Genomic DNA, 19,812 nt, shown 5'->3' on the forward strand with positions numbered 1-19,812 from the left:
GATCAGCAATGTCGTTCGATGAAGCGTGGGGGCAAGCACGCACCGCAGCTGCAGCCCGCCAAGGAAGCAACATGCAGCTGAACCAACTGCCCGCTGACGGGGGTGGGAGTAACACTGCGGATCTTAAGACGAACTCATTGGGCAAGACGGTGGCAATCAAACTGTTGCAACCCGATGGCCTCCCCCTGGAGACGGGAAAAGCTGGACGTCATGTAGAGGAGAGCTCAGACGCGGCCGCACAGGAGTTCACAGACTGGGAAACCGGCACCGGCCTCAAGGAGGCGTACAACGAATGGGAGCTCCAGGTAAAGAACCTCAAGAGCCGTCTTGAGGGGGACCGGGAGGCACTAGCGGGGATCAAGAGGGACTTCCAGTACCTTGACCTCGGCATTCGAAGCGGGATAGCACAAATCGACGCGGGCAGTAACCCGCAACACGACAGATAACAGCGGGGGAAGATTGTGCTCACATATCAGGATGTGATCACCATCCGGATCGGCGTTCTGCGCACGGCGGCCAAGGACTGGGATGATATGGCGGGCGCCTTCGAGGACTTGGAGTCGCTTTACGCAGCGAAGGTGGAGGGGGTCGCCACCGATGGCACTTGGGTAGGGGTCAGCGCGGGAGCAGCTGGAGACCGGTTCGCGGCCACCCGCAAGCAGTTCGCCGATGCCCAGGTGGAGGCCCGCGCACTCGCCTCGATTCTGCGGGACGCCCATGAGCGGTTCTCCCGACTGGTCGGACGAGTGAAGGATCTCGTCGAAGAGGCCAAGCATGCCGATATGCACATCAACACCATGGGCGAGGCCATATACGACTTCAGCAAGCTCACCGCCATGCGACATGACCCCGAGTACCTTACCTATGTATCGAAGGCCAAAGAGGCTGAAACCGCTTGGACGGAACAGATCAAAAACGCCGTGCAGGCCGTCGCCCAAGCTGACCAGGGCGTAAAACTAGCCCTCCGTGAAGCAGTCGGCGTCAAGGGCTGGGCCGAACGCCTGATGGATCGGGCACTAGGACAGGGACACAAGTTCAACGGGGCTGCTATCGGCGACATAGAGACATACGAAAGAGAGGCCAAGAAGGAAGAAGAACAACGAAAAGCCGAGGCCGAACGAGAGAAAAGAGAAGAGGAAGGCGAAGGCGAAAACCTGAAGACCATAATCAGGGGCATCAGCTATGGAGTGGATACATTTTCAAAGCAGCCGGGAGACATAGGGACAAAATTTGTAGGTACCGCCATCGAAGGGGTTGCAGAATTCACCGGATTTAATAACACTAAAGGAATTTCCCTGAGCGGGTCCGTTGGATTTGGCGTTGGCATCGGCGGAGATATTTCACTGGTTAACACTCAAACACCCGACGGGCGCTCCCAGATTAACTTGATGTATTCCAAAACAACCACAACTGCAGGGTGGGATTTCGGAATATCAGGTAACGTCGGTATCGTAAAAAGTAACGCGGACGACATAAGCCAGCTCAAAGGAACGGGATGGGACAAGGGTGGCTCATTCCATGCCGGAATCGGCGCCTGGGGGAACCACCAGAACGCAATTGGGGCGACCAACTCAAAGGGAGAAGATGTCGCCACGTTCTCGTATGGCGTGGGGCTAGGCGTGGGAAACGAAGTCTCCACTGGATTCAGCCAGGCCGACGGCTGGACCCTCTGGGAAGAAGAAAAGGAATAACATGTCTTTCGGTGTGATCGGAATCCTATTTTTCACCCTCGGAATTCTTTTCGCTTTCAACATCTCCAAGAGCGCCGAACGCGCCTTCCAAATCTATGCGCGGCTAACTCCGACCGTTGGGACTGCGACCCCGCAGACACTGCGCATTGTGGGGGGGGTTTGGATCCCACTAGGAGCGTTCTTCATAGTGGTTGGCTTCTTCAGGTAACTTGAAAACGCTTGAGAGATAACCACTGGCCGTCCGATCGCGCATACACCAATCCGAGGGAACGCCCGGCCCGGGACAACATTGCTGAGTGAGGTCTTCTCAGCAACGTGACGGATGCGCTGCGTGACGGTCCGCCAGCCGGTCTGGCAGAGGATGACCTGGCGTCAGAAACACGAGAAGCCCCTGGTAGGAACTGGTCTGCGAAGATCACGTTCCCGGCAAGAGGCTTCACGCGTTGACCAGTATCACCTACACCGCCGTGCTCGATGTCAGCAGAGCCACCGCCGAGTACCTCGCGAAGCTTCTCGCCGGACACCGCGAGCGGCTCGGCACCCGCAAGGGCACCCGTGCGCTGGGCCCGTTCAAGCAGGCGGTGCTGGTGCTGCGCTGGTTCGTCGACGGCAGCCGTCTGGTCCAACTCGCCCGCGACAACGGCGTCGCGACCCCGACCGCCTACCGCTACCTGCACGAGGGGCTGACCGTACTCGCCGACCACGCGCTCGACCTGTCCACCGCCCTGGAACGCGCGGCAGCAGCCGGGTACACCCATCTCAACCTGGACGGCACCGTGATCCGCACGGACCGTGTGGCCGCCGCCGGCCCCAACAAGGCGGACCTGTGGTGGTCGGGGAAACACAAGCATCACGGCGGGAACGTGCAGGTCATCGCCGCTCCGGACGGCTGGCCGATCTGGGTCTCCGCGGTCCGCCCGGGGCGCGAGCACGACACCACCTGCGCCCGCGCGCACGGACTGGTCGATGCCCTGAACCGCCTCGCCGCCGCCCTGGGCATCCCCATCCTGACCGATCTCGGCTACGAGAACGCCGGGCCCGGCTTCCGCCATCCGGTCAAGAAGCCCAAAGGCGGCGAACTCACCGAACGACAAAGGACGTTCAACGCCGTCATCCGTGGCGTCCACGGCGTCGCCGAACGCGCCAACGCCCTGCTCAAGGTGACCTTCAAGGCGCTGCGACGGGTCAGCCTCGACCCCGCGGCCATCACCCGGATCGCCCGCGCCGCCCTCGTTCTGCTCCAACTCGAACACGGCCGAACCACCTGAACGAAGATCACGAACCGTCACGAGACGTTACCGAGAAAGACTCAGTGAACTACAGAAGCGCCCGGACGGCAAGGCGGTCCGGGCAGCGAGAGGCAGATTCGTTCCAGGTTCAAGTCTCCAACCAGGCCATTTCCATGCCGGAAGTGGAACGGATCTGCCAAACTCGCGGCGGCTCCATCGCTCAACTTCGAAGAGAGCCTTTCATGAAGCTTCGCGAATGTTCACCCCCCCTCAGAGTGTCAATGAAGGCAGCAAACACGTCACTTGGAATTATCAGTGTGCCTTGCTGAGTGGCCTTCGAGTCGCGTACTGAGGTCCTCTGGTGGCTGATCGCCACCTCAACACAGTCGCTCCCGGATCCACCGCTGTAAGAGGATTTGATCCACCGGACGTTGTTATTTTTCGTTCCCTGAGCCAGCGTCATCATCGCTCCTTGGTTCCCGAGGCCGCGAACTCTCCGGTCAGATCTGCGAGCAGGCCGCTCGACTCCGAAGGGCTGAGCGCCTGCGATCGCAGATACTCGAACACCACCCTATGCCGCTCCAAGTCGGCCGACTTCTCCAGGTACAAGGCGCCGCTGAGGTTACTGAGGTGGACCACGTCGAGTGACTGCTCGGGGCCACGGATGATGATGAAGCTGGTGCTTTCGGCGGCGTGCGCTCCGGCCTCGAAAGGGAGCACCTGGAGGGTGACGTGTGGGGTGCCGGCCACGGTACGCAGGTGTTCCAGCTGCTCGGCCATGGCCTGGTGGGATCCGACACGGCGGCGGACGACTGCCTCGTCCAGAATGGCCCAAATATGGGGTGGAGTCTCCCGTTTGAGGACCTCCTGCCGCTTCATCCGGACATCCACCATGCGTTCGACGAGTTCGGGCTCGGCACGCACTTCGGCAGCCTGGATCACGGCTGTTGCGTATGCCCGGGTCTGCAGCAGTCCGGGTACGTAGGTGTTGGCCCAGTGACACTCTTCGACCGCCTCGTCCTCCAGCGTGAGCAGCGGTGTGATCCAGCCTGGAATCGCGTCGGTGTAGCTCTTCCACCAGCCTTGTACTTTGGCGTTCTTGGCCAGTGTGACGAGCGTGGCGCGTTCCTCGTCGCCGACTCCGTACACACGGCACAGCGCGTCCACGACGAGCCACTTCACTGGGCCTTGGTGGGACTCGTAGCGGTTCACGGTTGCCCGGGAGACCCCTGCCGCCTCGCCTGCTGCTTCCAGGGTGAGCCCCTTCAGGTCCCTGAGCCGCTTCAGTTCTGCGCCGAGCTGGCGGCGTCTGGTGGTCGGTCCCACTGCTGACCCTTCTCTGCGTCTGTGCCGTTCTTAAGGCGCCCCCCATCATGGGCCGGGACCACGCTCACACACATCTGTGCGGGATGGCGTCACCCACATGAGGGGATTCTGAGAGATGTTCGCTGCGAGATTCTCACAGCGAGATGTTCAGTGCCACACTCCAGGCAGTGAAGGGGAGTCGATGCTTGCTGTCGCCAACTCCCGGGCTCAACCACGCTGGAGGAATCTCATGCGACGACTGATCAACCAACTCGCTTGCGGGAAGCGTCTGTTCTTCATGCCGACCGGCCGCTATCGCGAAGATCCTCTATCGTCCTTGCATCAATCCTCCGGCTCGTTCATCTTCCGTACCGCCCTCGCCCCTACCGTCCGCCACTGGTACGAACCCTTCGACGGCACCTCGCAAGCTCTCGCCCACCTCTGCCTTGCCGCGTACGAGTACGAGGAGAAGACAAGGATCCAGCCGCTGCGCCGCGACATCCACGCCCACCTGGGGGCTGCGTCATGAACGACGAGGGGAAGCATGTACGGCTCCTGCCCTGGACCGGCTTCCACGGCCAGCCCTGTCTCCTCCTCACCAACGGCGAGGGCACGGCCTCTCGGATGGCCGACCGGATCGAGCGCACGCAGCTCGGGCTCGCGGGCCGGCTTCTGGGGCGAGCGCGGGCCGTGTTGCCAGATCAGAGCGCGGATGGCGGTCCGTGGGCTCCGATGGCAGGTCAGTTGGCCGAGGCGCTCCACGACGTGCTGCTCATCGCCGAGTCTCGTGGCGCTCGGCTCGGCAGGGTACCGGCTGAGCATCGACGCTTCGGCCGGATCGCCCTCCCCGGTACCGATCTCACCTCCGCGTGCTTCGCCCGGCGTCACGTCCGTGACACGGCCGACTCGTGGGGACTGCCCCAGAGTGTCATCGACGACGTGGAAACGATCGCCGGAGAACTCGTCGCCAACGCCCTGGAACACAGTAAAAGCCACACGATTACCGTCGACTGTGGCCTCACCTCCCACACCGCTGTGATCAGTGTGACGGACGAGGGTGGAGGGCCGACGTCCGTGGCTCTGCACACGTCGACGGAACTGTTGGGGTTGGAGCAGGAACGCGGTCGCGGGCTGCTGATCACCCAAGCGCTGGCCGTCCGTTGGGGGACGCTGCGGGGCGGTGGCGAGTTGACGGTCTGGGCCGAGGTTCCCCTTGAGGCTCCGGAGTCTGCCGGGTGACCGTCAGCAGTGCAACGGGGGAGGCAGCCTGTGCCGCTGCCTCCCCCGTCCCTCAGCCGTGTGTCAGCCCATCAGCATGCGGATGCGCTTCGCGCCGTCCAGGTCTGTGCCCTGGTAGCCGATGACCGACCTGTCCAGGAGCTCGGCGATGAAGCGGAGCTTTTCGGTCATCTGCTGCATCTCGGTGGTGTTCTTGCGCTGGATGTCGCCGTAGGCCGTCTTCGCCTCGCCCTCCCAGGTCTCGGCGACGCGCTTCACCTCTTGCATGAGGGCGTCGAGTTCCTGGGTGAGGTCGGTGGCGGTCTTACGGACGTCGCTCGCAGCCTGGGTGACCGTGGCGTAGTTGATCGCTGTGCGGTCGTAGCCGGTGCTCATCGTGGGTATCCTCCGTGGCTCAGGCGAGGCTGGTGATGCGGTCGGTGGTGTACGTCTGGCCCCTCATACCCGCCTCGGCCTGGGCCTGGGACTCCCCGGAGTTGTCCACCCTCCGGATCTCCGCGATGCGCTCCTGCTCATGCTCGTCGAATCCGTTGACGGCCATGCGCATGACGTCTTCCAGGTCGACGAGGTTGTCCTGGAGCTTCTTGAGGTGGACGTTCACCTCTCGCTGCACCCTGTCGTACTCCTGGCTCGCCGCGCCCTGCCAGCCGCCCTGAATCATGTCCACCACGGTGTTGAGCGACGTCACACGACGGCTCACCTCGACATGGAAGTTCTGGATCTTGTTGGCCAGCGCGATGAGTTGGTCATTCTCGCGTTTCTGGTCCGCGGTCCCACTCACAGGTTCTCCACCCTCCTCTTGATGTGACGGCGGGATCGACCGCCGCGACGCGTCCATCGAGGCCGGACGCCCAGATGGTCCAGGCGGGCAAGAACCACCGTGATCGTCGCGCGACGCGCGGCCACAGCATTACACCGCCCCCGTGCCGTACCACCCAAGTGATACCGCATACCACTCTAGTCACTTGGCGTGACGCTTCCAACTGCAAAGTGGTAACGGGCAGTTCAGGGGTCGGGCAGGTATCGGGACAAGAGTCGCACCAGGAACTCCGGTTGCCGACAGGGGGTGATGCGAGGATTGCGGGGTGTGACGCATTGCTGTTCTGTTTGTCGGTCACGGGTGGGCCACCGCACAAGTACTGTGGCCCCGTAGCTCGTTCGTACGTCGGGAAGGGATCGCGCCGTCATGGCCGATGGGCTGGACAAGGATGCTGAGAAGGCACTCAAGGAACGCAAAGAGCGCGAGAAGGACGAGCTGTATGCGCTCGACATCTCGGGGGTGGAGTGGCACAGCGCGCCGGGGACCGAGGAGCATGAGGAGCGGGTGGAGATCGCGTACCTGCCCGAGGGGGCCGTGGCGATGAGGTCGTCGCTCGATCCGGACACCGTGTTGCGGTACACGGAGGCCGAGTGGCGGGCCTTTGTGCTCGGGGCGCGGGACGGGGAGTTCGATCTGGAGCCGGCGCCTCACAACGGCGGGCTTGATCAAGGGGCCGACGCCACTCAGTGAGAGTGGGGTGGTTCCCGGGGACGGGGCCGGCTCGCCGGGCCCCGGGGACTCGCCTCATGTGCCGGGGCTCACGCCCTCCATGCCCAGCACCAGCCACGGGCACTTCTTCTGTTGGCCGTCCTCCGGGCCCGTCGCGGGGGCGGGATCGTCTTCGGTCGCGTACACCAGGATCCCGGCGCCCTGCGCACAGTGCGGCGACCACGGCGGCCGCCACGGATCCCAGCAGCCTCGTACGGCGTCGGCGCGCCGTCCGCGCCGCGTCGGCGGATGCCGTGAACGGGGAGGGAAGTGGCCCGAAGGTCATGTTCAGGCGTCCTTACCGCGGTGCCTCCGGCGCAGATCGCGCAGTACGACCGCCGTGCCGGCGATGACCGTGACCAGGACCGCGCTGAGGCCGAGGGCGTACGTGGCGTAGCGCTCGTCGCGTTCGTGCGGGGTCTCGGCGAGGGAGAAACGGGCGGTGTCGGGGGCCGGGGCCTTGGACACGCCGGGGTCCGGGGTCGGCGACGAGGGTGGGTCGGTCAGGTCGGACTCCTGTACCGCGCGGACCGGGTCGACGACGCCCCAGCCGACGAAGTTGTCGTGGCCGTTGACGGAACGTTCGGCGGTCTGCTCGATCTGGGTCACGATCTGGGCGGTCGACCAGTCCTTGTGCTTCTCCTTGAGGAGGGCCGCGACGCCCGCGACGAACGGGGCGGAGAAGCTGGTGCCGTTGTCCGTGCACTGGCCGCCGCCCGGGACGGTCGACACGATGTCGACGCCGGGGGCCGCCACGCCCACGAATTCGCCCGCCTGGGAGAAGGAGGCGCGTTCGTTGTTGCGGTCCGAGGAGGCGACGGCGAGTACGCCCTCGAAGGCGGCCGGGTAGGTGTTCTTGACCTGGCCGTCGAGGCCGTCGTTGCCGGCGGAGGCCACCACGACGACGTTCCGGTCGATGGCGTCGCGCACAGCCTGGGCGAGATTGGACGTGTTCGACAGGGGCTTCGTCGTGTCCTGGGAGATGTTGATGACGTGGGCGCCCCGGGAGACCGCGTAGGTGATCGCCTCCGCCATGGAGTCCGAGTCACCGCTGTTCTCTGCGTCGTTCTGGCGGATCGGGATGATCGTGGCGTTGGGGGCGAGTCCGACGAACCCGGTGCCCGTGTGGGGGCGGGCCGCGATGATGCCGGCGACCTTGGTACCGTGTCCCACCTGATCGTTGGTGGGGTCGCCGCCGCCCTTGCCCTTGGTGAGGAAGTCGCGGCCGGCCGCCTTGTCTACCGCCTTGGTCAACTGCGGGTTCTTGTCGTCGACTCCGGTGTCGATGACCGCCACCCGGATGCCCTTGCCCTTGTTGGTGCCCTGCCAGAGCTCGTCCAGGAGGACGCGTTGCAGCGCCCAGGGGCGGCCCTTGATCTGCTTGGCGGGGAAGGTGCACTCGCCACTGCCGTCGAGCTCCACGCGCGCGTGACCGCCGTCGAGCTCCACGCGCGCGTGGAGTTCGGGTACGGCCGCGGCGGCCGGCGGGGCCGTGGTCAGCGCGGTCAGTATCAGGGCCGCGGCCGCGGCCGGGAGGGTTGTCTTCTTCGGCGACACGGGTACGTCGCTCCCGTCCTTCTCTGTCGTCGCGGTCACGAACCCTGCGGCTGCCGTGCGCTGTTGGTGTCGAGCCTGGGTCCCTTCGCCAGGAACTCCGACCAGACGAGCGGCACCTTCGCCGGCCTGACGTTCTCGTAGCCGAGCTTCACCTGGGCCTCGCTCGGTGCCGGCGTACCGTCGGACGTCGTCTGCTCGCCGTCGGTGCCGATGTCGGACTGCCTGCTGTCGCTGTCACCGTTCGCCTGGACCGCGTACCGCAGGCCGGTGTCCGTCACGAGGAAGAGCGATCCGGAGTCGGCGTCGGTGCCCTGGATCTGGGTGTAGAGCAGGCCTGTGCCGGGGGTGACGTACGTGCTCGTACCACCCGCGGTGATCTCGGCCGGGTACTCGGTGCCCGCCCAGGTGCCGAGGGTCGTGTCGTTGTCGTCGTCCACGTCGCGCAGGACGCTGCACACCGTGTCGCGGCCCGTGTTCACGGCGGCGGAGTTGACCATGGAGGCGCGCAGCGTCGGCCAATTCGCCGGCTGTCCGGCGAAAGTGCTGCTGTCTGCGGTGAAGTCCTGCAGACCCACCTTTGCGGCTACGCCGTTCATGTTCAGGGTGGCGGTCTGCGGGGAGGTGATCAGCAGCCAGGCCGTGAACTCGCTGATGGGCTGCACCTTGCCGGGGAGCACGACGTAGTACTTCTTGCCTTCGCCCGTCTGCGTCTCGAGGACCATGCCGACGCGGTTCTCGTCCTCGGAGAGCTGGCCCTGGATCCCGGCCGGGGAGCCGACACCGGAGGGGAGTTCGGGGTAGGCGATCGGATCACCCTTGTGCAGGGTCGCGATCCACTCCTTCGTGACGAGCTGGGGCGGCCTGGAACCCACGAGTGCGGTGGTCAGGTCGTCGTGGTCCCCCTCGGTCGCTTCACCGGCGATGGGGTACGCCTTGCCCGTGGCGTCGACCAAATAGCGCTCTCCGGTACGGGCCTTGACGTACAGCACCTCGCCGCCGGAGAGGCGACCGGAGCCGTCCGTCTTCTTCGCGTCCCGGTCCGCGAGGACGAACGTGGCCTCCTGGACCGTGCTGCCCTTGCCACCGGGCTGCTCGCACACCGCCCAGCGCTTGGCCTTGCCCGCCTCTTCAGGGGTCGGCAACCGGTCGGGGGCGTAGGGGATTCCGAGGATGGGGCCGCGAGGCGGCTTCCCCGCGTCGAGGATCTCATCATTGATCTGGGTGACCTCGTAGTCGGCGCCGTTCATCAGCAGACGGGCGGAGGCGAGGTTGAGGACGGGGTGCAGGCGGGTGGTTCCGTCCGTCTTGAGGACCACGTAGCGGGTGGTCGACTGCTTGCCCACGATGACCCGGGTGCCGGGCTTGTTCCACCCCTTGGGCGCGGTCGGCTGGAACATTCCCCAGGCTCCGAAGACGCCCAGCACGAGGGCGCCGGCGATCAGGCTCGGTACGACGGCGCGCAACGGCTTCGGAGCCCCTTCCTCCGAGCCCCAGGGAGACGGCTGGAGAAAGGCCGCGAGCGTGCGCCGCTTCGCGAACGTGTAGGCGTTGAGTTCATCCCGCCGTGATGCCATGAGTGCCTGTTTCTCCCCGTACCGCGCCCGGGGGCCGGCGCCCCCGCCCTCCGTTGTCAGATCGGCCCCCTACTATGCCCGTTGAGTCTTTGCCTGCGTGGGGCGGGTAGGGTGCGTTCCGCATGGAGGCCGCCGTCGAGCGGGGCGATTCAGGTGACTACGGGGGGTTTGCAGCAATGGCTTCCGCAAGCCGGACGCGATCGCGGTCGCGGTCGCGTACACAGGCGGCCGACCCGCGTTCCGTATCCGCGCCCTCTCCTGCACCCACTGCACCCACTGCACCCACGCCCGCGGTGTCGCCGTCCACTTCCACTTCGGTCACGTTTCACCTCAAAGCGAACAACGGGCACTTCGGGGCGTTCCGATTGCAACAGCTGCTTCTCGTCGAGGCAGCCGGCGCCGTGCTGCTCGTCGGCTGGGCCGTCCACCCCCTCGCACTCGTCCCGGCGGCCGTGGTCGCCGTTCTGCTCGTCCTCCTCGCCGTCGTACGTCGCCGGGGGCGGTCGCTGCCCGAATGGCTGGCCACCGCACGGGCGTTGAAGACGCGGCAGCGGCAGGCCGCCGAGGCGGTGGTACCGCCGGGGACGGAGCCGGGCCTGGCGCCCGCGGTGGAATGCGACCCGAGTCTGCGGACGTACGCGTTCGGCGGGCGGGACCAGCGGCCGGTCGGAATCATCGGGGACGGGACGTTCGTCACGGCCCTACTGCAGGTCGAGGCGGACGCGACGGCGCTGCGGGCGGAGCGGAGCCGGCAGCCGTTGCCGTTGGGGCTGGTGCGGGACGCGCTGGAGGTCGACGGGATTCGGCTGGAGCGGGCGCAGGTCGTCCTGCACACCCAGCCGGCGCCCGCGATACAGCTGCCCCAGCAGTCGGTGGCGGTCAGTAACTACGCGCCGCTGCAGGCTCAGACGGGGGCTCCGGCGGTCCGTATCACCTGGATCGCGTTGAAGCTGGACCCGGAGCTGTGCCCGGAGGCCGTGGCCGCGCGTGGGGGTGGGCTCGTGGGGGCACAGAAGTGTGTCGTGCGCGTCGCGGACCATCTGGCGAGCCGGCTGACCGGGGCCGGGTTCCGGACGACCGTCCTCGATGAGGAGGAACTGGTCGCGGCCGTCGCCACGTCCGCCTGTGCCAATCCGTTGGTGACCGCGGAGGCCGGGCGTACGGACACTCCGCAGCGGCGCACCGAGGAGTCGGGGCGAAGCTGGCGGTGCGACAACCGTCGGCACACCACCTACTGGGTGCGGCGCTGGCCGCACCTGGGGGGAGGCAGGGGGCCGTCGCTTCCGCAGCTCCTGGGGGCGCTCACGGCCGTGCCCGCGCTCGCCACCACGTTCAGTCTGACCCTGGCCCGCGGGGAGCGGCAGGAGGTGGCGCTCACCGGGCATCTGCGGGTGACCGGGCGCAGTGACGACGAACTCGTCGCGGCCCGGCGCGCGTTGGAGCATGCCGCCCGACAGGCCGGCGCCGGGCTCGCGCGACTCGACCGTCAACAGCTGCCGGGCATGCTCGCGACTCTGCCTCTCGGGGGTGTTCGGTGATGGCCATGACCAGTGCGGGGGCGAATACGCCGGGTTCGTATCCGCCCGGTCCGCAGCCGCCCGGTCCGCAGCCGTCCGGTTCTCCTTCCTCTTCCTCCGCGCCTTCCGTCGGGGAGCGCGTACGTGAGCGTGTGCGCTCCGGGTTCGGGCTCATCGGACCCCGGCACGGGCGCCACACGCTGTCGCCGGAGCAGGTCGACTCCCTCGGACTGCCCATCGGGGACGACGGGGTCGTCGTAGGCGTGGACTCCGAGGGGCAGCCCGCGGTGCTGGGTGTCAACCGGCCCACTCCGTACGACGTCGTCCTCATCGGTGGGCTCTGGACCGCCCAGGTGCTCGCCCTGCGCGCGGCGGCGACCGGGGCGCGGGTCGCGGTGGAGACCGGGCGGGCACAGTCCTGGATGCAGATGGTGCATGCCATGGGCGGCGGGCAGAACGGTATGGCCGTGTACGACGTGGGGCGGGTTCCGCCGCAGGGCGCGTCGGCCGGCGGTCCTGTGCTCGTTGTGCGGGACTGCGGTATGCGGCCGCCGCGCGGGCGGGTTGTCTCCGGGCCCTGGCAGTCGGTGTTGACGTTGCTGCCGTACCTCAGTCCGGTGGCTCCCCGGCTCATTCGTCAGGCACGGCTCGTCGGCGTCCAGCGGGTCTCGCCGGACGAGGCGGGCGAGTTGGGGCGCGCGATGGCGCTGCCTCGGGCGGACGTGGACTCGTTGCCGACACTCGCCGACGGGGTGACGCTCTGGTGCGCCGATCGCGATCGGCAGTATGTGATGACCCAGCCGACCGATGCGGAGATCGGGTTGTTGGGGACGCCTCGGCGGATGGACTGACGGCGAAGCGCTTCTCTTTTCGGGATGTTCACCGGTAATAACCGGTTTGATGGGTTCTCGTTGGGGATACGTAGGTCGCCTTCGGGCAGGTGTGACGAAGCGGGCGGGCGCGGAGGGGTGGACGGGCCTGCCGTCGTCGCGCTCGTGGTGATTAGGCTGGGACCGGGGGCGCACGCCACGACGTCACGACGACACGGCTGGAACGACAAGAACGGTCGGCCCCGGCACGGCTTTGAGGGTGCACGACCACACCAGGAGGAATTGTGAACAGCGATCGGGACGGGATCCGCGGGGGCTGGGCCACACCCGGCGATGACCAGTCCGACGCCGAGTCCGCCATCGAGACGACGGGCGAGTTCACCATCGACTATGCGCCGCCTGCCTGGTATACGCAGAACGCCTCGTCGGGAGGGGTCGGTTCGGATTCGGGTGCGCCTGCGGGGGCAGGGGCGGGTGCGGGGAGTGCTGTCCCGGCCGCCGGTTCGGTGCCGGCTCCGCCCGCGCCGCCTGTCGGTCCGCCTGTCGACATGGCCGGTGGGGCTTCGGGGGGTGCGGCTTCGGGGGGCGCTGTTCCGCCTCCGTGGCCTCCGGTTGGGCCCGTGCCCGTGTCCGAGCAGGCCGGTGCCGACAGCGGGGACATCGAGAGCGGCGCGACCATGCGGATCTCGGCCACCGCGTTGAAGCGCGAGATCGCGGAAGGGGCTGCGGCCAAGGCCGATGAGGGTGTCGCCGCTGAGGGTGGTGACGCGGGTGGGGCCGACTTCGAGTTGAACGCTCCGCGGGCGGAGGGTGAGGCGTCCGAGGGTGCCGTTGTGCCCGACGCCGAGTCCGTGGCCGGTGCCGATACCTCTGCCGGTGCCGGTGACAGTGATGCTGGGGCCGCGGAGGCCGGTCCGGATGCCGAGGTTCAGGGGCGGGACAGCGCCGAATCCGGCGCCGACGCCGATGCCGCCGAGCAGTCCGCCGATGCCGACCAAGGCAGCGAAGCCGGTGCCGCGGAGGGTGAGCAGCCCGGTCCCGCGGTCGCCTCGGACGCCGCCTCCGGCGAGGCCGAGCTAACGGATGCCGCACCTCAGGACGCGACTCCGCAGCCCCTCCCGGGCACCGACGAGCCTGCCGACGCAACCCCCGCCGACCCCGAGCCCTCGGCCGCCGTCCCGCAGAGCAGTGCGGCACCCCAGGATGCCCCGCCCGCCGCGGACTCGTCCGGTGGTGAATCGCAGACGCCCCCCGCGTGGGCTCCGCCGCCGGTTCCGCAGGGCGGGCTTCCGCCGTTGCCGCCCGCGTATCAGCCCGCCGCGCCCGCCCCGGCGGCGCAGTGGCCCCCGTCCGTGCCGTCGGCCCCGGCCGCCCAGGGCTTCCCCGAGGCGCCGCAGCCGGCGGCCGCGCAGGGGGAGCCGCCGATGCCGCCGCAGCAGCCGTTCCAGCCGCAGGCTCCTCAGGGCGCGCCCGCGGCCTGGGGCACCCCCCCTGCCGATGCCACGCCCGGCGCGCCCACTACGCCGCCGCCCCCGAGCCCCACGCCCCAGCAGGCCGCACCTGCCCCGGCGGGCTACGGCTTCCCCCAACCCCCGGCACAGCCCGGCCAGCCCGGTCAACCCAGCGCCCCCTCTCCCGCCGCTCCCCCGGCCCCGCCCGCCCCCGGTTACGGCTTCCCGCCCCCGGGCGCACCCGCGCCCCAGGCCCCCGTACCCCCACAGGGCGGCTACGGCTTCCCCCAGCAGCCGGCCCAGCCGGGCCCCCCGAACGCCCCGCAGCCTCCCGCTGGTTACGGCTTCCCACACCCGGACGCGCCCGTACCCCAGCAGGGCGGCCCCGGCGCCCCCGGCGCACCGACCCCCAACCCCCAGGGCCCGCCCAACTCCCCCACTCCTCCGGGCGGTTACGGCTTCCCCCAGCCCCCCGCCCAGCCCGGTCAACCGCAGCCCCAGATCCCCGGCCAGCCCAACCACCCGGGCCACCCGAGCCACCCCGGCCAGCCCGAAAGTGCAGGTCACCCGGCCCAACCCGGCCCCGCAGGCGCCCCCGGCCAGCCCGGTCACCCCCAGGCCGCCGCGGCGCCCGCCCCCGTCGACCCCCGTACCGGCGCCGCCTGGCCGCAGCCCGTGCAGCACGACCAGCGGCAGCCCACCAACCCGGGTGTGGCGCCGCTCGGTTACACGGCGGCGGTGGAGCTGTCCTCCGATCGGCTGCTCAACAGCAAGAAGCAGAAGCAGAGGAGCAGTCGGCCGGCGTCCGGCGGCGGGCTGTTCAAGCTCGGTGGGAAGAAGGAGGAAGCCGAGCGGCAGCGGAAGCTGGAGCTGATCAGGACGCCGGTCCTGTCCTGCTACCGCATCGCGGTCATCAGCCTCAAGGGCGGCGTGGGCAAGACGACCACCACCACGGCCCTCGGCTCGACCCTCGCCACCGAGCGCCAGGACAAGATCCTCGCGATCGACGCCAACCCGGACGCGGGCACGCTCGGCCGCCGGGTGCGGCGCGAGACCGGCGCCACCATCCGTGACCTGGTCCAGGCGATCCCGTACCTCAACTCGTACATGGACATCCGGCGGTTCACCTCCCAGGCCCCCTCCGGCCTGGAGATCATCGCCAACGACGTCGACCCGGCCGTCTCGACTACCTTCAACGACGAGGACTACCGGCGCGCGATCGACATCCTCGGCAAGCAGTACCCGATCATCCTGACCGACTCGGGTACGGGTCTGCTCTACAGCGCGATGCGCGGGGTTCTCGACCTCGCCGACCAGCTCATCATCATCTCGACGCCGTCCGTGGACGGTGCGAGCAGCGCCAGTACGACGCTGGACTGGCTCTCCGCGCACGGGTACCAGGACCTGGTGGCACGCTCCATCACTGTCATCTCCGGTGTGCGCGAGACCGGTAAGACGATCAAGGTGGAGGACATCGTCGCGCACTTCGAGACCCGGTGCCGTGGCGTGGTCGTCGTGCCCTTCGACGAACACCTCGCCGCCGGTGCGGAGTTGGACCTCGACATGATGCGGCCGAAGGTGCGGGAGGCGTACTTCACGCTCGCGGCCATGGTCGCCGAGGACATGTCCCGGCACCAGCAGTCGCACGGCCTGTGGACGTCCGACGGCAACCCGCCGCCGGTCGCCGCCCCGCCGATGCCGGGCCAGCCGATGCCCGGCCAGCCGTATCCGGGCCAGCCCTACCCGCCGCAGCAGGCCCAGCCGTACCCCGGTCAGCCCGGTCAGGCCTACCCGGGCCAGGCCGCCCCACAGCCCGGCCAGCAGCCCCATCCCCAGCAACCTTACGGCCACCCCGGGCAGCCGGCGCCGGGGCAGCCCGCTCCGGGCCAGCCCTACCAACAGCCGTATCCGCCCCAGGGCCAGAACCCGCCGCCCCAGCAGTAGCCAGTAGGGGACAGCGAAAAGGGCCCGCACCGTTCATGAACGAACGGTGCGGGCCCTCTGCGATTCCGAAGCGCCGTGGGGCTACTCCCCCTCATACGCCGCGATCAACTCCCGGCACCTCTTCACGTCCTCCCCCATCGCCACGAGCAGCGCGTCCAGCGAATCGAACTTCGCCTGCCCGCGCACGAACGCGAGGAAGTCGACGGCGACATGGAGCCCGTAGAGGTCGAGTCCGACGCGGTCGATGGCGTATGCCTCGACCGTGCGCTCGGTGCCGTCGAACTGGGGGTTGGTGCCGACGGAGATCGCGGCCGGCATGGCCTCGCCCTCGACGTGCAGCCACCCGGCGTAGACGCCGTCGGCGGGGATCGCGGTGTGCGGGAGTGTCTCGACGTTGGCCGTGGGGAAGCCCAACTCGCGGCCGCGCTGGGCACCGCGTACGACGACGCCCTCGACGCGGTGCGGGCGGCCGAGGATCTCGCGGGCGCCCTCGACGTCCCCCTCGGTAACCAGCCGCCGGGTCAGGGTCGAGGAGAAGGGCTGCCCGCCGCCCGCGTCGCCGGTGACGAACAGGTCCACGACCTCGACCTCGAAGTCGTACGTCTTGCCCTGCTCGGCGAGGAACGCCACATCCCCGGCGGCCTTGTGGCCGAAGCGGAAGTTGGGGCCCTCGACGACGGCCTTGGCGTGCAGCTTGTCGACGAGGACCTTGACGACGAAGTCGGCGGGCGACAGCCGCGAGAACTCGGTCGTGAAGGGCAGAATCAGGACCGCGTCCACACCCAGCTCGCCCATCAGTTCGGCGCGGCGGTGGTGCGGGGCGAGCAGCGGGGGGTGGCTGCCGGGGCGCAGGACCTCGCTGGGGTGCGGGTCGAAGGTGACGGCGACGGAGGGAACGCCCAGCTCACGGGCGCGTTCCACGGCGTGCCGGAGGATCAGCTGGTGCCCCCGGTGCACCCCGTCATAGGAACCGATGGTGACGACGCTGCGCCCCCAGTCCTCGGGGATGTCCTCCAAGCCACGCCAGCGCTGCACTGTGACCGCTCCTCGTCGAACCTGTGTCCGTGGTTGCCTCATACGCAGGTCTAAGGGTGCCATGCCCGATGCCCTCGGCCCGCATCGGCATCCGGCCTGTGACCCGGAGCACGAAACCCCGGCGCCGCACGCCTCCCCTTCACGCGGGCACCCGCACTCCCGACACCCCCGCCAGGTGACGGCGAGCAGCTCGTCCCCCCGCCGGTGCGGCCGACCCGGCCACCGGCGAAGGACCGCGCTACCTGGACCCAGACACGAGCAACAGGGCGTCGGCGAGGAGGTGGGTGGCCCACCACGTCGGGTCGTCCGGCGGCAGCAGGGCGTCCAGGGCGTCGAGCGGTTCCTCCAGGCGCCCGGCGAGTTCGACGGGCCTGGCGCCGGACGCGGGCCTCCGCCGGCATGGTGCCCCAGCCCCGCCGGGCCTCTGCCTGCGCGACCCAGCCACGGTGCACCAGGGCGTGCAGGACCGCGTCGAGGTCCAGGTGCGCGCCCTGGATCCAGTCGGCTGGCTCCTCGTGGGCGAAGCGGTAGCCGTCGCCTGCCGCCCCGACACCGGTGCCCTTGCGAACGCGCCCCCTTCCGCTCCCTCGGTTCACTCCGAGCGCCCGCACGAAGGGGTGAATAGCCGTCAGCGGATGGATACACCTTTGTGTGGGGGAACCGAGGGGGGAACGTGGAGCGGCGGGAACGTTCAAGCCCCGTGAACGCCGCTCCACGCTCGGCTGGGCTCAGCCGGTGAGCGCCGGGTGCCCCCGGCGCCCCGTCGAAGCCAGGGGGCTACGCCCCTGGACCCCGCCTATGAGCTCGGGAAGTGCGGGGTTGAGTGGCGAGTGCGGGTGAATCGTGGTTACTCGCGCCCACGCGGCGGAGCCGCAAATTGATACAGCCCCGCGCCCCTGAAAAACCTGCAGTCCCCCATGCCCTAAAAGGCACCGTCAGCCGAAGACGGCCAGGCTCTTCGCCTTGCCCTTCTGGTTCTCCACCAGGGCCAGGAAGCGGCCGGCGGGGTCGAAGACGGCGACCGCGCCCCGGCCCGCGTACTCCTCCGGCATCTCCAGCCGCACCCCGTTCAGCAGCAGCCGCGCGCGTCTGTCGTCCACGTCCCAGCGCGGGAACGCGGCCGCGGCCGCTTCGGCGATCGGCATCACGGTCAGCTCCTCCTGGAGCTGGTCGAGGGTGCGCGCGGAGTCCAGTTTGTACGGCCCCACGCGCGTCCGGCGCAGCGCGGTGAGGTGGCCGCCGACGCCGAGGTCCGCGCCGAGGTCGCGGGCGAGGGCCCGGATGTACGTCCCGGAGGAGCACACCACCGACACGACCAGGTCGAGGACCGGGGTGCCGTCCTCGGCGACGGCGTCGCGGACGTCGTACACGGCGAAGGAGGAGATGGTGACGGGCCGAGCGGGAATCTCGAAGTCCTCGCCGTCCCGGGCCCGCTTGTACGACCGTACGCCGTCGATCTTGATGGCGCTGACCTTGGACGGCACCTGCATGATGGCACCGGTCAGCTTGGCGACCCCGGCGTCGACGGCCTCCCGGGTGACCTTGGAGGCGTCCACGGAGGACGTGATCTCCCCCTCGGCGTCATCGGTGATCGTCGTCTGTCCGAGCCGGATGGTCCCCAGATACTCCTTCTCGGTCAGCGCGAGATGGCCGAGGAGCTTGGTCGCCTTCTCGACGCCGAGGACGAGGACGCCGGTGGCCATGGGGTCGAGCGTGCCCGCGTGCCCGACCCGCCGGGTCCGGGCGATGCCGCGCATCTTGGCGACCACGTCGTGCGAAGTGAAGCCCGACGGCTTGTCGACGATGACAAGGCCGTCGGGCGTGGTGTTCTTCTGGCGCTGCTCGGTCATTCGGCGGCGTCGTCCTCGTCGTCACCCGGCTTCTTGTACGGGTCGGCGCCACCGGCGTACTCGGCCCCCGACGCGCTCTCGCGCACCTTGGCGTCCGAGGTCCGCGCCTTGTCGAGGAGGTCCTCGATGGTCTTGGCCGTGTCCGGGAGGGCGTCGGCCACGAAGGTGAGGGTCGGCGTGAACTTCACACCCGCGGCCCGCCCGACCTCGGAACGGAGGATGCCCTTGGCGCTCTCCAGTCCCGCGGCGGCTGCCGCCCGCTCCTCGTCGTCCCCGTACACCGTGTAGAAGACGGTCGCCTCCCGCAGGTCCCCGGTCACCCGGGTGTCCGTGATGGTGACGTGTGAGCCGAGCCGCGGGTCCTTGATCCCGCGCAGCAGCTTCTGGGCCACCACCTCTCGGATGAGGTCCGCCAGCCTCTTGGCACGCGCGTTGTCGGCCACTGGTCCGTCTCCTAGCTCGTTCTGCGTTACTGCTGTTTCTTGAATTGTCTCTGCGGTCGGGCAGTCGGGCGGTCCTTCAGTCGGTCAGTCGTCGTCGCCGTGCAGGCGTCGTCTGACCGAGAGCAGTTCCACCTCGGGGCGGCCTGCGACCATGCGCTCGCACCGGTCCAGTACGTCGCTCAGGTGTCCCGTGTCGCCGGACACCATGGCCACTCCGATGGCGGCCCGGCGGTGCAGGTTCATGTGGTCGACCTCCGCCACGCTCACCGCGAACTTGCGTTGGAGCTCGGCCACGATGGGGCGGACGACGGAGCGCTTCTCCTTCAGTGACCGTACGTCGCCGAGGAGGAGATCGAAGGACAGAGTCCCCACGTACATGTGTGTAGCCGGTTCACCCGCCGGTACGGGATAGGTGGCCCGTCCGGCGATGTGCCTGGGCGGGAACATCAGAACCGTACAACGAACCCTGCGGGCGGCTCGACGGGATTGTTTTTCGCCCCCGCCGCCCCTACCCGTCCCTCCCCCCGATATTCGGGTGCGGGTCGGTGGGGGCTTGTCGCGCAGTTCCCCGCGCCCCTATAGGGGCGCGGGGAACTGCGCGAGCAACCACACACGACCC

Annotated in this window: 19 protein-coding genes; 9 read left to right on the plus strand and 10 right to left on the minus strand. The window is 68.5% G+C overall.

Annotated elements, in window-relative coordinates; all coding sequences use genetic code 11:
• Positions 1–71 precede the first annotated feature (71 nt).
• From F3T56_RS14590 to F3T56_RS14600, 3 genes are all read left to right on the plus strand, one after another.
• Positions 72–446 carry a hypothetical protein gene (locus F3T56_RS14590; protein ID WP_149825620.1) on the plus strand — a complete coding sequence of 125 codons (375 nt, stop codon included), beginning with the start codon at positions 72–74 and terminating at the stop codon, positions 444–446.
• 15 nt (positions 447–461) lie between these two features.
• Positions 462–1,691 (plus strand): hypothetical protein, encoded by a 1,230-nt coding sequence (locus tag F3T56_RS14595; RefSeq protein ID WP_149825621.1) that lies wholly within the window; start codon positions 462–464, stop codon positions 1,689–1,691.
• Between the two features lie 467 nt (positions 1,692–2,158).
• Positions 2,159–2,959 carry an HARBI1 family protein gene (locus F3T56_RS14600; protein ID WP_425473574.1) on the plus strand — a complete coding sequence of 267 codons (801 nt, stop codon included), beginning with the start codon at positions 2,159–2,161 and terminating at the stop codon, positions 2,957–2,959.
• 181 nt (positions 2,960–3,140) lie between these two features.
• Here the strand turns inward: F3T56_RS14600 and F3T56_RS14605 are convergent, their stop codons facing one another.
• Both F3T56_RS14605 and F3T56_RS14610 read right to left on the minus strand, forming a co-directional pair.
• Entirely contained in the window at positions 3,141–3,386 is a 246-nt protein-coding gene (locus F3T56_RS14605; protein WP_342786927.1) for a DUF397 domain-containing protein, read from the minus strand.
• Positions 3,383–4,246: a helix-turn-helix domain-containing protein gene (locus tag F3T56_RS14610; protein WP_149825624.1), complete on the minus strand. Its 864-nt coding sequence runs from the start codon at positions 4,244–4,246 to the stop codon at positions 3,383–3,385. The genes F3T56_RS14605 and F3T56_RS14610 overlap by 4 nt, the downstream gene beginning before the upstream one ends.
• A 229-nt stretch (positions 4,247–4,475) precedes the next feature.
• Between F3T56_RS14610 and F3T56_RS14615 the strand changes: the two genes are divergently transcribed.
• Positions 4,476–4,754, plus strand: a complete 279-nt coding sequence (locus F3T56_RS14615) for a hypothetical protein (protein ID WP_149825625.1) — start codon at positions 4,476–4,478, stop codon at positions 4,752–4,754.
• The gene (locus tag F3T56_RS49705) at positions 4,751–5,464 is read left to right on the plus strand and encodes an ATP-binding protein (RefSeq protein WP_172638946.1); all 714 of its coding nucleotides are present in this window, start codon (positions 4,751–4,753) and stop codon (positions 5,462–5,464) included. Before F3T56_RS14615 ends, F3T56_RS49705 begins: the two co-directional genes overlap by 4 nt.
• Positions 5,465–5,527: 63 nt before the next feature.
• Here the strand turns inward: F3T56_RS49705 and F3T56_RS14625 are convergent, their stop codons facing one another.
• Complete coding sequence (locus F3T56_RS14625) at positions 5,528–5,839, minus strand: WXG100 family type VII secretion target (protein WP_149825626.1); 312 nt, start codon at positions 5,837–5,839, stop codon at positions 5,528–5,530.
• Positions 5,840–5,858: 19 nt separating this feature from the next.
• On the minus strand, positions 5,859–6,245 hold the full coding sequence (locus tag F3T56_RS14630) for a WXG100 family type VII secretion target (RefSeq protein WP_229913773.1): 387 nt from the start codon (positions 6,243–6,245) through the stop codon (positions 5,859–5,861).
• Between the two features lie 405 nt (positions 6,246–6,650).
• On the opposite strand from F3T56_RS14630, the gene F3T56_RS14635 reads away from it, so the two are divergent.
• A complete protein-coding gene (locus tag F3T56_RS14635) occupies positions 6,651–6,974 on the plus strand; it encodes a DUF397 domain-containing protein (RefSeq protein WP_149825628.1) in 324 nt (107 codons plus the stop codon).
• 306 nt (positions 6,975–7,280) lie between these two features.
• Here F3T56_RS14635 and mycP read toward each other — a convergent pair whose 3' ends face one another.
• Positions 7,281–8,549, minus strand: a complete 1,269-nt coding sequence (mycP, locus tag F3T56_RS14640; RefSeq protein ID WP_149825725.1) for a type VII secretion-associated serine protease mycosin — start codon at positions 8,547–8,549, stop codon at positions 7,281–7,283.
• Positions 8,550–8,584: 35 nt separating this feature from the next.
• Positions 8,585–10,123 carry a type VII secretion protein EccB gene (gene eccB / locus F3T56_RS14645; RefSeq protein ID WP_149825629.1) on the minus strand — a complete coding sequence of 513 codons (1,539 nt, stop codon included), beginning with the start codon at positions 10,121–10,123 and terminating at the stop codon, positions 8,585–8,587.
• A gap of 176 nt (positions 10,124–10,299) precedes the next feature.
• Between eccB and eccE the strand changes: the two genes are divergently transcribed.
• The 3 genes from eccE to F3T56_RS14660 all read left to right on the plus strand — a co-directional run bounded on the left by eccE (position 10,300) and on the right by F3T56_RS14660 (position 15,865).
• Positions 10,300–11,661: a type VII secretion protein EccE gene (gene eccE, locus F3T56_RS14650; RefSeq protein ID WP_246203622.1), complete on the plus strand. Its 1,362-nt coding sequence runs from the start codon at positions 10,300–10,302 to the stop codon at positions 11,659–11,661.
• A complete protein-coding gene (locus F3T56_RS14655; protein ID WP_149825631.1) occupies positions 11,661–12,491 on the plus strand; it encodes a hypothetical protein in 831 nt (276 codons plus the stop codon). Before eccE ends, F3T56_RS14655 begins: the two co-directional genes overlap by 1 nt.
• Positions 12,492–12,754: 263 nt before the next feature.
• Positions 12,755–15,865 (plus strand): SCO5717 family growth-regulating ATPase, encoded by a 3,111-nt coding sequence (locus F3T56_RS14660; protein WP_149825632.1) that lies wholly within the window; start codon positions 12,755–12,757, stop codon positions 15,863–15,865.
• A gap of 81 nt (positions 15,866–15,946) precedes the next feature.
• On the opposite strand, the gene F3T56_RS14665 is transcribed toward F3T56_RS14660, so the two are convergent.
• From F3T56_RS14665 to F3T56_RS14685, 4 genes are all read right to left on the minus strand, one after another.
• On the minus strand, positions 15,947–16,900 hold the full coding sequence (locus F3T56_RS14665) for a bifunctional riboflavin kinase/FAD synthetase (protein WP_149825633.1): 954 nt from the start codon (positions 16,898–16,900) through the stop codon (positions 15,947–15,949).
• 935 nt (positions 16,901–17,835) lie between these two features.
• Positions 17,836–18,750, minus strand: coding sequence for a tRNA pseudouridine(55) synthase TruB (truB, locus tag F3T56_RS14675; RefSeq protein ID WP_149825634.1), 915 nt, complete (start codon positions 18,748–18,750; stop codon positions 17,836–17,838).
• Positions 18,747–19,193 carry a 30S ribosome-binding factor RbfA gene (gene rbfA / locus F3T56_RS14680; RefSeq protein ID WP_149825635.1) on the minus strand — a complete coding sequence of 149 codons (447 nt, stop codon included), beginning with the start codon at positions 19,191–19,193 and terminating at the stop codon, positions 18,747–18,749. Before rbfA ends, truB begins: the two co-directional genes overlap by 4 nt.
• Positions 19,194–19,277: 84 nt before the next feature.
• Positions 19,278–19,571, minus strand: coding sequence for a DUF503 domain-containing protein (locus tag F3T56_RS14685; RefSeq protein WP_149825726.1), 294 nt, complete (start codon positions 19,569–19,571; stop codon positions 19,278–19,280).
• Positions 19,572–19,812: the final 241 nt, after the last annotated feature.

This window comes from Streptomyces tailanensis (assembly GCF_008386495.1).
Lineage (GTDB): Bacteria > Actinomycetota > Actinomycetes > Streptomycetales > Streptomycetaceae > Streptomyces > Streptomyces tailanensis.